The 15,395-nt window shown below is 48.5% G+C and carries 13 protein-coding genes; 7 read left to right on the top strand and 6 right to left on the bottom strand.

Annotated features, from left to right (window positions below; genetic code table 11):
* Positions 1-33: 33 nt before the first annotated feature.
* The 6 genes from FKN08_RS22855 to FKN08_RS22830 all read right to left on the bottom strand — a co-directional run bounded on the left by FKN08_RS22855 (position 34) and on the right by FKN08_RS22830 (position 7,166).
* Positions 34-936: a hydroxymethylglutaryl-CoA lyase gene (locus FKN08_RS22855; RefSeq protein ID WP_170892921.1), complete on the bottom strand. Its 903-nt coding sequence runs from the start codon at positions 934-936 to the stop codon at positions 34-36.
* Positions 917-2,977 (bottom strand): acetyl/propionyl/methylcrotonyl-CoA carboxylase subunit alpha, encoded by a 2,061-nt coding sequence (locus FKN08_RS22850; protein ID WP_170892920.1) that lies wholly within the window; start codon positions 2,975-2,977, stop codon positions 917-919. Before FKN08_RS22850 ends, FKN08_RS22855 begins: the two co-directional genes overlap by 20 nt.
* On the bottom strand, positions 2,970-3,752 hold the full coding sequence (locus tag FKN08_RS22845) for an enoyl-CoA hydratase/isomerase family protein (protein ID WP_170892919.1): 783 nt from the start codon (positions 3,750-3,752) through the stop codon (positions 2,970-2,972). Before FKN08_RS22845 ends, FKN08_RS22850 begins: the two co-directional genes overlap by 8 nt.
* Before the next feature lie 108 nt (positions 3,753-3,860).
* A complete protein-coding gene (locus FKN08_RS22840; RefSeq protein WP_170892918.1) occupies positions 3,861-5,468 on the bottom strand; it encodes a carboxyl transferase domain-containing protein in 1,608 nt (535 codons plus the stop codon).
* Positions 5,469-5,564: 96 nt separating this feature from the next.
* Entirely contained in the window at positions 5,565-6,734 is a 1,170-nt protein-coding gene (locus FKN08_RS22835; RefSeq protein WP_170892917.1) for an isovaleryl-CoA dehydrogenase, read from the bottom strand.
* A 45-nt stretch (positions 6,735-6,779) separates the two neighbouring features.
* Positions 6,780-7,166: a MerR family DNA-binding transcriptional regulator gene (locus tag FKN08_RS22830; protein ID WP_005373242.1), complete on the bottom strand. Its 387-nt coding sequence runs from the start codon at positions 7,164-7,166 to the stop codon at positions 6,780-6,782.
* A gap of 209 nt (positions 7,167-7,375) precedes the next feature.
* Here FKN08_RS22830 and FKN08_RS22825 point away from each other — a divergent pair, with 209 nt between their 5' ends.
* The 7 genes from FKN08_RS22825 (at position 7,376) to FKN08_RS22795 (ending at position 15,018) form a co-directional block, all read left to right on the top strand.
* A complete protein-coding gene (locus FKN08_RS22825) occupies positions 7,376-8,554 on the top strand; it encodes a thiolase family protein (protein ID WP_170892916.1) in 1,179 nt (392 codons plus the stop codon).
* A gap of 70 nt (positions 8,555-8,624) precedes the next feature.
* The gene (locus FKN08_RS22820; RefSeq protein WP_170892915.1) at positions 8,625-10,118 is read left to right on the top strand and encodes a CoA-acylating methylmalonate-semialdehyde dehydrogenase; all 1,494 of its coding nucleotides are present in this window, start codon (positions 8,625-8,627) and stop codon (positions 10,116-10,118) included.
* Positions 10,119-10,213: 95 nt separating this feature from the next.
* Complete coding sequence (locus FKN08_RS22815) at positions 10,214-11,368, top strand: acyl-CoA dehydrogenase family protein (RefSeq protein WP_170892914.1); 1,155 nt, start codon at positions 10,214-10,216, stop codon at positions 11,366-11,368.
* A 49-nt stretch (positions 11,369-11,417) separates the two neighbouring features.
* Entirely contained in the window at positions 11,418-12,194 is a 777-nt protein-coding gene (locus FKN08_RS22810; RefSeq protein ID WP_170892913.1) for an enoyl-CoA hydratase, read from the top strand.
* A 10-nt stretch (positions 12,195-12,204) separates the two neighbouring features.
* Positions 12,205-13,335 carry an enoyl-CoA hydratase/isomerase family protein gene (locus FKN08_RS22805; RefSeq protein WP_170892912.1) on the top strand — a complete coding sequence of 377 codons (1,131 nt, stop codon included), beginning with the start codon at positions 12,205-12,207 and terminating at the stop codon, positions 13,333-13,335.
* Positions 13,336-13,353: 18 nt separating this feature from the next.
* Positions 13,354-14,250 carry a 3-hydroxyisobutyrate dehydrogenase gene (mmsB, locus tag FKN08_RS22800; protein ID WP_170892911.1) on the top strand — a complete coding sequence of 299 codons (897 nt, stop codon included), beginning with the start codon at positions 13,354-13,356 and terminating at the stop codon, positions 14,248-14,250.
* 9 nt (positions 14,251-14,259) lie between these two features.
* The gene (locus FKN08_RS22795) at positions 14,260-15,018 is read left to right on the top strand and encodes an SDR family oxidoreductase (RefSeq protein WP_005392559.1); all 759 of its coding nucleotides are present in this window, start codon (positions 14,260-14,262) and stop codon (positions 15,016-15,018) included.
* Positions 15,019-15,395: the final 377 nt, after the last annotated feature.

Below are 15,395 nucleotides of genomic sequence, written 5' to 3'. Positions count from 1 at the left end.
TCGTTTGTAATTGTGTATCGTGGGTTGAGCAATTTACAAGCTGTTTGGATCGCCCAATGCTAACGCCACTTTCGACATCGGCCGTTTACCTAAGGCTCGGCAAATTTGCCAACCTGCTTGGTTGATTATTTTAAGATCAATGCCTGTTTCAATCCCAAGTTGCTCACAAAGATAAAGCACATCTTCCGTTGCAACATTGCCACTGGCACCTTTCGCGTAAGGGCAGCCGCCCAAACCAGCAACCGCACTATCAATGGTGTTGATGCCCATTAACAAGGCTTGGTAAATATTGGCCAACGCTTGTCCATAGGTGTCATGAAAATGTACCGCGAGCGCGTCTTTTGGCAGTTGCGTTAACAGCGAATCCAGCATGGCGATAACGCGATTAGGCGTTGCTTTACCGATAGTATCGCCCAGAGATATTTCATAGCATCCCATATCAAAAAGCGCATTCGCGACCTTGGTAGTTTGCTCTGGTTTTATTTCTCCCTCGTATGGACACACCATGGTACAAGACAAGTACCCGCGCACAGGAATGTTGTGCTGCTTTGCAAGCTCGATAACTGGCTCAAATCGAGAGAGACTTTCAGCGATACTGCAGTTAATGTTCTTTTGGCTAAACGCTTCAGAAGCGGAACCAAAGACTGCAATTTGCTTTACACCACTTTCCAGCGCACGTTCTAACCCTGCTAGGTTGGGAGTAAGCGCGCTGTAAACAACATCTGGTTGCTGTGTGATACCCGCAAACACCTGAGCAGAGTCGGCCATTTGTGGCACCCATTTAGGTGAGACGAAAGAACCCGCTTCAATATGTTTTAAACCACTGTTGCTTAGCTGATTGATAAAACGGATTTTATCGACCAGCGTCACTGCCGTTTCATTTTGTAAGCCATCGCGAGCACCGACTTCGACGATATTAACCTTCGCTGGTAGCATACTCACGCTCCTTATCGACAGAGACATTTTCGGGTATCGAAGCTAAATGCAGCAGTATCGAACCATGCTGTACTTGGTCTCCATGCTGATAAAAAATCTCATCAACAGTTGCAGCTACCGGAGCTGTGATGGTGTATTCCATCTTCATCGCTTCGAGAACTAACAATGGATCACCAGCCGCCACTTCGTCGCCTTTATTCACCATGACAGCAGAGATTATGCCGTTAAGTGGCGCGGTTGGGCTTAGCTCATCATCCTCGCCTTTTGCTGATTCAAAGCTTGGTTGGTGTTCGAATGTGCGTTGCTGACCAAGATAAAACAGCGTCGTCTTTTGCTCGTCGTTGAGCGCATTAAAGGTGTAACGCACACTATCGATATCGACGATAAACTGGCTCTCACTTTCAAGCAGGATGACTTGATGCAACTCCTCGCCGCACCGGACAGTGAAGAGGTTAAGATGCTGAGCCCCTGTATCTTGCGATGATTGTTGCAAGCGTACTTGATGGTTGGCATTGGCATCCGTGAAGTTAAATCGATAAACGTTGTCAACTGACAGCCTAAAACCTTGTGAGGTTGGCGCGGGTAACGTTGAGCTGTCTGATTTTGAAATGAGATCATTCCAGCGAGCAACCGCCGCCAACGTTAGCCAGATCGAATCCGACACGTTTTGCTGCTCATTTATACTTTGTTGATGTGTGACGAGGAAACCTGTATCAAGCTCAATCTCGGCAAAGGCTGGCTGCGAAATAATGCTATGCAGATAACCGATGTTTGTAGTCACTCCACGCACGTGATATTGAGTTAACGCCTGCTTAAGCTGCTTGAGCGCGATATCACGTGTTTGCCCCCAGACGATCAGTTTGCTGATCATCGGATCGTAGTACTCGCTAATGGTATCGTCTTGGGTCACACCACTATCAACGCGCAAAAATGCTAGTCGAACATTGCTGTCCGAAATGGGTTCTTGTAAATAATCAATGCGTCCAGTCGACGGCATAAAGTCGTTGTCGGCATCTTCGGCGTAAATTCGCAGCTCGATTGAGTGTCCGTTATGGGTGATTTCGGATTGCGAGATAGGTAAACACTCGCCAGCTGCGACTTTGAATTGCCATTCAACCAAATCAACGCCAGTGATCAATTCAGTGACAGGGTGTTCAACTTGCAGACGGGTATTCATCTCCATGAAGTAGAATTGACCTCGGCTATCGAGCAAGAATTCAACCGTACCAGCGCCAACATAGTCGATCGCTTGAGCGGCCTGAATCGCGGCTTTACCCATTTGTTTACGCAGTTCATCACTAAGACCGGGAGCAGGCGCTTCTTCGACTACTTTTTGGTGACGACGCTGAATGGAACAGTCGCGGTCAGAAAGGTAAACACCGTTGCCATGTTGGTCAGCAAATACCTGAACTTCAACGTGGCGAGGCTGCAATATGCATTTTTCGATTAGAAGCTGCTTATCGCCAAAGCTTGAGAGCGCTTCACGCTGCGCACCGTCGATGGCCAAGGGCATTTCGGCGGCGCTGTTGACCACTCGCATGCCTTTACCGCCGCCCCCTTGGGTTGCTTTGAGCATCACTGGATAACCGATTTTCTCTGCTTCAGCCAATAAGTGCTCAACGCTGTTGTCTGTGCCGTGATAGCCGGGAACCAAGGGCACGTTCGCCTCTGACATGATTGCCTTGGCTTGAGATTTTGAACCCATTGCCTCAATTGCGCTGGTGGAAGGGCCAATAAAGACGATGTCATTTTCGCTGCACGCTTTGGCTAGTTTCGGGTTCTCGGAAAGAAAACCATACCCAGGGTGGATAGCATCGGCTTGCCATTTTTTCGCTGCATCGATAATCGCATCGATATCAAGATAAGACTCACTCGCCGGAGCTGGGCCAATGAATTCAGCGAAATCCGCTTGTTTAACATGTAAACTGCTGCGGTCCGCTTCGGAATAGACGGCAACCGTCTCGATAGCCATGCTTTTTGCGGTTTTAATGATTCGGCAGGCAATTTCACCGCGGTTTGCGATCAGTATTCTTTTAAACATGATTCCTCCAATTGGCGGTGCGCTTTTCAAAAAACGCAGTCAGCCCTTCTTGTCCTTCGCTGGACACGCGGGCGGTTGCTATGGCTTGGCTGGTGTATTCAATTAATGAGTGATCGATAGGTTGGCTATCACAACGTAAGCAGAGTGCTTTTGCTGCCTGCATCGCTTGCGGACCATTATTAAGCAGGTGATCAATGATGCGGTTGACGGCTTCTCTTGGCTGAGAGTCGGTCTGGTGAAGAATGTTCATCGATAGCGCGGTTTCGGCATCAATCAACTCGGCAGTTAAAAAGTAGCGTCGGCTTTGTCGTTGTCCAATTGCTCGGATTACGTAGGGACCGATGGTCGCGGGCAATAAGCCGAGTTTCACTTCACTCAAACAGAAGCTGCTCTCAGGTGTGCCAATGGCAATATCGCAGCAGCAGATCAGCCCAAGCGCGCCACCAAATGCTGCGCCGTGCACCATGGCAATCGTTGGTTTACTGAAGGTATCCAGCGTATGCAAAAGTTTTGCTAGTTGCTGTGCATCTTGCAGGTTTTCACTTTCGGTTTTGGTTGCCATTGATTGCATCCAGCCCAGATCTGCTCCCGCAGAAAAGTGTTTTCCCTGTGCACTTAACACCAGTGCACGGAGAGAATCGTCCTTTTCGAGCTGTTCTAGTGTCTCAATTAGTGAGGCAATCAATGCGTCATTAAACGCGTTGTGTTTTTCTGGCCGATTCAGGCTCAACCAGGCAACGCCATTGCTGTCTTTTTCAAGCAGTAGTCCGGTCATGTGACTTCCTTTGTCTGACATTTCAGTCTGATATTCCAATACTCGCTAATCAGCACTTTATTCATCATTGATGGATAGCGAGGAGTTAGGGTTTTGCTTTGTATCCGACTACATACGGAAGATGCCAAATTTGCTGTCTGGTATTGGTGCATTAAGCGCAGCAGATAGAGCAATACCCACAACATCACGGGTTTTTGCAGGATCAATAATCCCATCGTCCCACAGGCGAGCACTGGCGTAATAAGCATGGCTTTGAGTCTGGTACTGCTGCGCGATAGGACGTTTGAACGCTTCCTCTTCTTCAGTGCTCCAGCTTTCACCTTTGCGCGTTTTGATATCGCGGGTCACTTGCGCCATTACGCCAGCCGCTTGTTCGCCGCCCATAACGGAGATGCGCGCGTTCGGCCACATCCACATCATGATTGGATCATAGGCGCGGCCACACATACCGTAGTTACCTGCACCATACGAACCACCAATAACCACGGTAAACTTTGGCACGTCTGCACACGCAACAGCAGTTACCATTTTCGCACCATGTTTAGCGATGCCTTCGGCTTCGTACTTCTGACCGACCATAAAGCCAGTGATGTTCTGCAAGAAAAGCAGAGGAATTTTACGCTGTGCGCACAGCTCAATAAAATGCGCACCTTTCTGCGCCGATTCCGAGAATAGAATGCCGTTGTTAGCGACAATGCCAATCGGCATTCCGTGAATATGAGCAAATCCACAGACCAAGGTTTCACCGAACAAGGCTTTAAATTCATCAAATTGTGAATCATCAACAATTCGGGCAATGACCTCTTTGACATCAAACGGCTTTTTAAGATCGGTTCCGACGATGCCGTACAGCTCTTGCGCAGTAAAGCGTGGTTCCTGTGGCGCTTTTTGCTTGAGTTGGACGGGTTTCAAGTGGTTGATTTGAGAGACAGCTTGTCTTGCCAGTTCTAACGCGTGGTGATCATTTTCAGCATAGTAATCGGCTACGCCAGACGTACGGCAGTGAACGTCTGCGCCACCAAGATCTTCCGCGCTGACTTCTTCGCCTGTTGCTGCTTTTACCAGAGGAGGGCCAGCTAAGAAGATCGTACCTTGTTCTTTGACGATGATGGAAACGTCACACATGGCAGGAACGTAAGCACCGCCAGCGGTACATAGCCCCATGACCACCGCAATTTGCGGGATACCCTTGGCTGACATTCGAGCTTGGTTATAGAAAATACGGCCAAAATGGTCTTTGTCTGGAAATACTTCATCTTGGCGGGGTAGGTTAGCACCGCCAGAGTCGACTAAGTAAACACACGGCAACTGACACTTCTCTGCGATTTCCTGTGCGCGTAAGTGCTTTTTCACGGTAAGTGGGTAGTAACTGCCGCCTTTTACCGTCACGTCGTTGGCGACGATCATGCACTCGGTGCCGTCAATCACACCAACACCCGCTACTACGCCCGCGCATGGAACGTAATCTGGATACACATCCCAGCCAGCAAACTGACCGATTTCTAAAAAAGATGAGCCGGGGTCGAGTAGGGCAAGAATGCGCTCACGTACCGGAAGTTTGCCTTTATTCTGCTGATGCTCGCGTGCTTTCTCACCGCCGCCATCTTCGATTTGCGCAGTCACGGTATAGAGTTGATCCACGAGTGATGCCATAGAGCGGTAGTTTTCCTGATACTGCTCTGAATGGGTATTAATATTGGTCGTCAAACAAGCCATAAATAGCCGATCTCCATTCGGTAGACGGGTGTCACCACCCGTCTTTATTTAGGTTGAGTAAGAAAATGTTTTTGAGTCAGAACGCCTGGGCTGATATTAGGCGCTTTCGTTAAACAATTCGCGACCAATAAGCATGCGGCGAATTTCTGACGTGCCCGCCCCGATTTCATACAGCTTGGCATCTCGCAACAAACGGCCCGTATCAAACTCGTTGATGTAGCCGTTACCGCCAAGTAGTTGAATCGCATCCAGTGCCATCTTGGTTGCCAGCTCTGCGCTGTAGAGGATCGCGCCAGCAGAATCTTTACGGGTGGTTTCACCGCGATCACAAGCGGCAGCGACAGCGTAAACATACGCTTTAGCGGCATTCATTTGTGTGTACATATCCGCGATTTTTGCTTGAACTAGCTGGAATTCACCGATGGATTTACCGAACTGTTTACGGTCGTGAATGTAAGGCACAACGATATCCATACACGCCTGCATGATGCCAAGTGGGCCGCCTGCAAGCACCACACGTTCGTAGTCGAGGCCGCTCATCAATACTTTCACGCCTTGGTTTTCTTCGCCGAGAATATTTTCCGCAGGGACTTCGCAGTTTTGGAAGACCAGCTCACACGTATTCGAGCCGCGCATACCCAACTTGTCGAGTTTTTGTGCTTGAGTAAATCCAGGGAATCCGCGTTCCACAATAAACGCCGTGATGCCTTTGGAGTGCTGGCTTGGGTCGGTTTTGGCGTAGACAACATAGGTGTATGCATCAGGGCCGTTGGTGATCCACATTTTGTTGCCATTTAGCAGGAATATATCGCCTTTACGTTCCGCTTTAAGTTGCATAGAGACTACATCGGAACCTGCTCCGGGCTCACTCATTGCTAGTGCACCAATATGTTCGCCAGAGATGAGCTTAGGTAGGTATTTCTCTTTTTGCGCTTGTGTGCCGTTGCGGTGGATTTGGTTGACACAAAGATTGGAGTGAGCACCGTAACTTAACGCAACCGAAGCGGATGCTCGGCTGATCTCTTCCATAGCGATAACGTGGGCGAGATAACCCATGTTCGCACCACCAAACTCTTCGCTGGTGGTCACGCCTAAAAGACCCATGTCACCCAGTTTGGACCAAAGATGGTTTGGAAAGTCGTTAGATTGGTCGATAGATTGCGCTAGCGGCGCAATTTCTCTTGCAGCAAAACTATTGATTTGCTCGCGAAGCAAATCGGTATTTTCGTCATAAACAAAGTTCAGGGAAGAGTAGGTAGATTTCATTGCGTGTCCTTGCCTTTACGTCACCTACATCCCAATGCTGAGGTGTCAGGTGACTTTTTCGCCTTTCATGGATCTCAGTGTGTTTTGGCATCGCAACTGTGCCGCGTTTAACTCCATCATTACCGCTTGAATGTCGTTTGCTTGCTGTTGCAATGCTGCCTTCTTCTCTTCGATCAACCGAATCATATAGTTCAACTGCTCAGTACTTTGATCGGTATCGTAGAGTTCAAATAACTCTTTGATATCTGCAAGAGAAAAGCCTAATCGCTTACCTCGCAAAATCAGTTTTAGTCGAATTCGATCGCGACCATTGTAGATTCGAGTGTTGCCTTTACGTTCTGGAGTTAGGAGACCTAAATCTTCGTAGAAGCGAATACTTCGGGTAGTAATGTCGAACTCTTTCGCGAGCTCGCTGATCTTAAATGTGTTCATTCCTTAACCTTACGACTTTCGTATAACATTCATACGAATATACAATTCGTTAACGTTAAAGTAAATAAACAACATCCACTCTTGAGCCTTGATATCACTCGCATTTACTCGAAATAAAATAATCACTCGAACAAACAATAACCTCAAACTTGACGTTAACGTAAATGTTAGTATAGTTATGACGTAAACGTCAACAAAAGGTTAATGGAATGAAAAATGAAACATGGATTGTTGCCGCCAAGCGAACGCCTATCGGCTCTTTTCAAGGTGCATTAGCTTCAACAGAAGTCACGGAACTCGGTGCGAAAGCCATCCAAGGGGCACTAGCCGAAAGCCAACTCGATGTGCAAAAAATAGACGAAGTGTTGATGGGATGCGTTTTACCCGCCGGTGTGGGGCAAGCGCCAGCAAGACAAGCAAGTCTTAAAGCAGAAATGCCACAATCGATTGGTTGTACGACACTGAACAAAGTCTGTGGCTCGGGTATGAAAACCGTGATGCTGGCCCATGATCTTATTCAATCTGGTAATGCGCATGCGGTTATCGCTGGTGGTATGGAAAACATGTCGTCTTCTCCTTATCTATTAAAGAAAGCGCGTGATGGTTTCCGTTTAGGTCACGAGCAAGTGCTTGATCACATGTTTTATGACGGTTTGCAGGATGCCTACCAAGGCGAATTGATGGGTGTCTTTGCCGAACAAACCGCGCAAAAGTACCAATTCAGCCGTGAAAGTATGGATGCATGGGCGCAGCAGTCGGTGACTCGTGCGCAGCAAGCGATCGAGCAAGGTTTGTTCAAAGAAGAGATCGTGCCTGTTAACGTAAAAAGTCGACGTGGTGACACCTTGGTTGTAGACGATGAGCAACCGAGTAAACTCGACGTCACTAAAATTCCTACCTTACGCCCTGCGTTTGCTAAAGATGGCGGCGTAACGGCAGCCAACTCAAGTTCTATTTCTGATGGTGCATCGGCAATGGTATTGGTTGATAGTGAATTTGGCCGTCAGGAAAACCTTCAACCTCTAGCCAAAATTGTCGCGTACAGCACGCATGCAAGACAGCCTGATGAGTTCACCATCGCACCCGTATTCGCGATTGAAACGCTGCTGGAAGAAACGGGCTGGGACAAATCAGACGTGGACCTTTGGGAAATCAATGAAGCTTTTGCTGTCGTGACTCAATACGCGGTGAAAGCACTCGAACTGGACGAGAGCAAAGTGAACCCTCGCGGAGGGGCTTGTGCGCTGGGGCATCCAATAGGCGCAAGTGGCAATCGAATCCTTGTCACTTTGATTCATGCGCTAAAACAAACTGGTGGTAAGCGTGGCGTTGCATCGCTTTGTATTGGCGGCGGCGAGGCAACCGCTATCGCGATTGAAATCTGCTAAATCACTCTCAACAAAGTTTCACTTACATAACAGTAGTCAGTAACAAGCTGAAAAATACAAGGATGTCATCATGACAGAACAAGTAAAGCAGTATATCGGTGGTGAATTCGCCATCTCCGACTCAAAACAATGGCTAGATGTAACCAACCCGGCAACCAACGAAGTGATTGCGCAAGTACCTTGTGCCACGGAATCGGAAATGAATGCGGCGATCGCCAGCGCAACAGAAACATTCAAGCGTTGGAAAGAAGTTGCAGCGCCGGAGCGTGCGAGATTGATGCTGCGTTACCAACACCTTCTAAAAGAGCAACACGATGAGTTGGCGATACTGCTTTCGAGCGAGACAGGCAAAACCCTAGCGGATGCAAAAGGTGATGTTTGGCGTGGGATTGAAGTCGTAGAACAAGCGGCGAACATTTGTAGCTCAATGATGGGTGAAACGGTGGAAAACGTCGCAACCAATATTGATGGTTACTCTTACATTCAACCGCTCGGTGTTTGTGCTGGCATCACACCGTTTAACTTTCCTGCGATGATTCCATTGTGGATGTTCCCAATGGCGATCGCTTGTGGCAACACCTTTATTCTAAAACCTTCGGAACAAGTTCCGCTGACTGCAATGAAATTGGCAGAGCTATTTGAACAAGCAGGCGCCCCGAAAGGTGTTTTGCAAATTGTTCACGGCACCAAAGAGCAAGTCGACCGCATTCTGACTGATCCAGTCGTTCGTGCGATCTCTTTTGTTGGCTCAGTGCCAGTTGGTGAGTACATCTACAAAACGGGTACGGACAACCTAAAGCGCGTGCAGTCATTTGCGGGTGCGAAGAACCACATGGTCATCATGCCAGATGCAAACAAGCAGCAAGTCATCAATAACCTAGTTGGCGCGTCAGTCGGTGCCGCAGGCCAACGCTGTATGGCGATTTCGGTGGCGGTATTTGTCGGCGAAACCAAAGAATGGATTCCAGAGCTTAAAGAGGCGTTAGCTCAGGTTCAACCTGGCGCGTGGGATGATGAAACCGCCGGTTATGGCCCACTGATTAGCCCACAAGCGAAGCAGCGCGTGGTGAATCTGATTAATGAAGGCAAAGCGTCAGGCGCGAATTGTGTTCTGGATGGGACAGATTGCGAAGTATCTGGCTTCCCGAACGGCAACTGGGTCGGTCCAACACTGTTTACCAATGTGACGACAGACATGTCGATTTATCAGGAAGAGATTTTCGGTCCAGTGCTGCTCACCATGGAAGTCGACAATTTAGATGAGGCAATTGAGCTAATCAACGCGAACCGTTTTGGTAATGGTACGTCTATTTTCACGGCGAACGGCGCTGCCGCGAGAAAGTATCAACATAATATCGAAGTAGGTAACGTAGGCATCAACGTGCCGATTCCGGTGCCATTGCCGTTCTTCTCATTTACGGGTTGGAAAGGCAGCTTCTACGGCGACCTGCATGCTTACGGTAAACAAGCGGTTCGCTTCTACACCGAGACGAAAACTGTAACTGCGCGTTGGTTTGAAGATGACATTCCAAGCGGTCCAAACATGACCATTCAATTGAGCTAGTCACAGAAGTAGCGACACCTCTAGCCAAGCCTTTCAACCCTTTAGAGGGCTTGGCTCGGATACAAATGCAACGAATTAGACCTTAGGACTTCAAGATGGATTTTGAATTAAACGAAGATCAACTCGCGTTTGCCGAAGTAGCAAAGCAGTTTGCAGACCAAATGTTGGCGCCGCATGCGGCCGAGTGGGATGAAAACCATCACTTCCCTAAAGATGTACTGCGTCAAGCAGGTGAACTTGGCTTTCTGAGCATCTATACGCCGCCAGAGCATGGTGGTTTGGGATTGTCTCGTTTGGATGCGGCGATCATTTTCGAGCAGTTGGCTATGGGTTGTACCGCGACTACTGCGTTTATGACCATTCACAACATGGCGACGTGGATGATTACCAGCTTTGCCAAAGCGGAAGTGGCGCAGCAATTTAGCGCGGATCTAATTTCGGGTGAAAAGCTCGCTTCCTACTGTTTAACCGAACCAAATGCGGGTTCGGACGCCGCTTCGCTGACGACAAGTGCAGTGCGTGACGGCGATGAGTTTGTCCTCAATGGCGCAAAAGTGTTTATCTCTGGCGCGGGTGATACAGATGTTCTCGTCGTGATGGCGCGTTCGTGCGGTGAAGGGGCGGGTGGCGTTTCTGCGTTTGTCGTTCCTGCTGACATCGAAGGCATTAGCTACGGTAAGAAAGAAGCCAAAATGGGTTGGAACTGCCAACCAACGCGCATGATCACCTTCGAAAATGTCCGCATTCCGGCTGACTATCTGTTGGGTGAAGAGGGAGAAGGCTTTAAGTTCGCCATGCTTGGCCTTGATGGTGGTCGAATCAATATCGCCACTTGTTCCGTTGGTACTGCGCAACAAGCACTGAACGAAGCCAAGCAATACATGACCGAGCGTAAACAGTTCGGCCGTTCACTGGCGCAATTTCAAGCGTTGCAGTTCAAGCTTGCTGATATGGCGACAGAGCTGGTGGCAGCGCGCCAAATGGTGCGACTCGCCGCCGCCAAACTGGACGCGAAACACGCAGAAAAAAGCGCCTACTGCGCAATGGCGAAACGCTTTGCAACGGATGTGGGTTTTAAGGTGTGTGATCAGGCGCTGCAAATCCATGGCGGCTATGGCTACATCAAAGAATATCCTGTTGAGCGCCATTTCCGAGACGTTCGTGTTCACCAAATTCTTGAAGGCACCAACGAAATCATGCGTCTGATCGTCGCAAGACGATTACTAACGGAAGGCGTTGAACTGCTCTAGAAAGCGAGACACAGCCTTACCTAAAGAAATTAAAAAGGACTGAAAGATTATGACGGCACAAATCAAATTGGAGCGCGAAGCGCATATCGCCAAACTCACGGTTAGTAATCCGCCAGCGAACACTTGGACGCTTGAATCCCTAAATCAGCTCAAAGAGTTGGCGATTGAACTCAGTAATGATCGCTCTATTTATGCGTTGGTACTGACGGGCGAAGGCGAGAAATTCTTTTCTGCTGGAGCGGATCTCAACAACTTTGCATCGGGTGATAAATCACAAGCAGCAGACATGGCGTTCGCATTTGGTGAAGCGTTTGAAGCGCTGTCTGCATTCGATGGGGTTTCTATCGCAGCGGTTAATGGCTATGCGATGGGTGGTGGTCTGGAAGTGGCGATGGCGTGTGACATTCGCATCGCAGAAGAACAAGTACAAATGGCACTTCCTGAAGCATCGGTCGGCTTGTTGCCTTGCGCGGGCGGAACGCAAAACCTGACCGCGCTGGTAGGGGAAGGTTGGGCGAAGCGTATGATTCTATGTGGCGAACGAGTGACGGCCGAGCGAGCGGAAAAAATTGGTTTGGTTGAAGAAGTGGTGGCGAAAGGCCAAGCACTAGAAGCGGCGATAGTACTTGCACAGCGTGTTGCTGGCCAATCGCCGAAATCCGTGTCTGCGTGCAAAACGCTCATTCAAGGTCGACGCAGCCAAACTCACGCGGCCGGATTGGTCTCGGAGCGTGAACTGTTCTTGCAGTTGTTCAATACACAAGATCAGACTGAGGGTGTAAACGCCTTCTTGCAAAAGCGTAAGCCACAATGGACAAACAGCTAGCGGAGGCCAAATGACAGGTACAGTAAATGTTTCAAAACTTGAGTGCGCTGATGGCTCTGTCATTGGTGTGTTGGAGCTTGATAATCCAGCCGCCCTTAACGCGCTGAGTTACGTGATGATTGAGCAGTTGTACAAACAGCTTAATGAATGGCAAATGGACGACAGCATCGTCGCGATCTTTTTGCACGCCAAGGGTGAAAAAGCGTTTTGTGCTGGTGGTGACATTCAAGCGATTTACCGTGCACTTGAAAACAAAGAGCAAGACTTTGATTCTGCGTTTTCAGCGATGGAAACCTTCTTTGACCTCGAATATCGCTGTGATCATCTTATTCACACTTATCCAAAACCGATCATCGCGTGGGGGCATGGTTACCTGATGGGCGGCGGTGTGGGCTTGTTTATGGGCGCAAGCCACCGCGTAGCAGAAACCACCACACGCTTTGCGATGCCAGAGATTAAAATCGGCCTCTACCCAGACGTAGGCGCGACGTACTTCCTAAATCAGTTGCCAAAACATTTGGCACTTTTCTTAAGTTTGACGGCTTGCCAAATTAATGCGACAGACATGAAAGCGTTGGGATTAAGCCAATGGATTGCAAAGCCAGAAAGCAAACAAGCTCTGTTGGATCTACTCGCATCGGTAAGTTGGAAGGATGAAGTGAACATCAACGAAAAAATCGCTACTACGCTACGTTCGGTACAAGTGGACGAGCCAAGCGAAGGGATGTTGATGCCATATGCGGGATTGATTGAGCAGCTTTGTTCGGGTGATTTAGATTCGATTGTTCGCGCAATCAGCAGTGCCGACGTTGATGATAAGTGGTTCGTCAATGCGCAAAAAGCATTGAGCTACGGCAGCCCACTGTCGCTCAATATCACTTATCAGCAGCTAACGCAGTATCAAAATCTCTCTTTGAAAGCGTGCTTTGATATGGAATTTAATCTGACGTTACGTTGCGGCTTAGAAGGTGATTTTAGAGAAGGGGTTCGTGCGCTGATTATCGATAAAACCAATCAACCGACTTGGCAACATCGCACGGTTTCTGACGTAACGCCACAAGTTTTGGAACGCTTCTTCGCGCCAATTGATTCAGCAGAATACCCACTGACCGCATCCTCGGTTGCCACTGTGGCACTTTAGACAAGGAAGAAATACGACATGGATAAAATTGCATTTATTGGCCTTGGCAACATGGGCGCGCCTATGGCTAAGAACCTACTCACAGCGGGCTTGAACGTCGAAGTGTTTGATTTGAATCCAAACGCTGTGGCAGAACTTACCGCACTTGGTGCGTTGAGTGCAGATTCGGTAAAACAAGCCGTTCAAGGTGCGAGCGTGGTGGTCACCATGCTACCTGCTAGCCAACACGTTCAAAGTGTTTATCTTGGTCAAGGCGGGATCTTAGATAGCGTAGATTCTGGAACGCTGCTAATCGACTCTTCGACCATCGATCCAGCGACCGCTCGTTTGGTTGGCGAAAAGGCGCTGCAGCTTGGCATCAGCTTTGTTGATGCACCGGTATCTGGTGGCGTTGCGGGCGCAGCGGCAGGTACGTTGACTTTCATTGTTGGCGGCTCACAAGAGAACTTTGTTCAAGCCAAGGTGGTGCTTAGCCACATGGGCAAAAACATTTTCCATGCAGGTGATGCCGGAGCCGGTCAGGTGGCGAAGATCTGCAATAACATGATGTTGGGCATTTTGATGAGCGGCACTTGTGAAGCACTCAATTTAGGCATGGAAAACGGACTCGACCCCAAAGTGCTGTCTGACATCATGCTGCAAAGTTCAGGCCGTAACTGGGCGCTAGAGCTTTACAACCCGTGCCCAGGTGTGATGGAAAACACGCCTGCAAGCAATGGTTATCAGGGCGGCTTTATGAGTCAGTTAATGGCGAAAGATCTCGGTCTTGCGATGGAAGCGGCGGTTACCAGTCAAACATCAACACCAATGGGCAGCTTGGCTCGTAACCTGTTTAATTTTCACAACGGTCAGGGCAACGGACAAAAAGATTTTTCAAGCTTGTTTGAGTTCTACCAAAAGCAAAATCAGGCCTAAGGAGTGCTTATGGATCTAGCAAATAAGGTTATTGCGATCACGGGGGCCGGGCAGGGGCTTGGTAAACAAATGGCGCTGTCGCTAGCGGAAAGCGGTGTTCACCTTGCGCTTATCGACCTCAATTCAGACCAACTGGCTGAAACGAAAGCGGAGTGTGAATCTTTCGGCGTCACCACTCGTTTTTATGTAGCGAACGTGACGGAAGAACAAGAAGTGTGCGCTGCTTTTACGCAAATTGAAGCGGATTTCAAACAGCTCAATGGCGTGATCAATAACGCAGGCATTATGCGCGATGGCATGTTCATCAAAGTTAAAGATGGTCAGGTTAACGCGATGTCGCTGGAACAATTTCAGTCTGTTATGGATGTGAATGTGACAGGTACTTTTCTGTGTGGCCGCGAAGCGAGCAAGGTAATGCTGAACACCGATAGCAAAGGCGTTCTGATCAACATATCTAGCGTCGCGCGTGCGGGGAATATTGGTCAAACTAACTATTCTGCATCCAAAGCGGCGGTAGCCACCATGGCGACGGTGTGGGCGAAAGAGTTAGGGCGTTTCGGAATTCGCTCAGTAGCGATTGCTCCGGGTGTCATCAAGACTGCCATGACGGACCAAATTAAACCTGAAGCGATGGAGCGTTTAGTTAAAATGATTCCTGTCGGACGCTTAGGTCTTGCTGATGAAATTTCTTCGACCATCAAATACGTGTTAACCAATGAGTTCGTGACTGGAAGAGTATTCGAAGTCGATGGCGGAATGCGAATGTAGCCCCTCCTCATATTAAAAAGGGGAGCGAGCCTGATTGTCCGCTTCCTTCCTCCTTTCTTATATTGTTTCTATCGATAATTTTTAATGGATGTTTTAGTAACGGCTGCTATACCGATTACATTTACAACTCTTTTGTATTTTTGGTATGAATAAGTGCTCTCGTGTTAATTTTTATGTAAATGCATTAATTCACAATCAAGACAATTGTTTGTCTCATTAATGAGATTTTGCTTCTTGGGGTATGAAAAATACTCTTATTGATTATATTGTGACCGAAAACCATTTCGACATCTAAAGATGGTGATTTATTATTCAGCGCAAAATACATGGGAATATGAGGCTGGCTGAATAACCTTCAGCTACCTTAATAATAAAAT

The sequence above is a fragment of the Vibrio sp. 1-2 (7-a) genome, assembly GCF_013048515.1.
Taxonomy (GTDB): Bacteria; Pseudomonadota; Gammaproteobacteria; order Enterobacterales; family Vibrionaceae; genus Vibrio; species Vibrio diabolicus.
The sequence above is the reverse complement of the archived record's forward strand: the minus strand, read 5'-3'. Positions and strand labels throughout refer to the sequence as shown.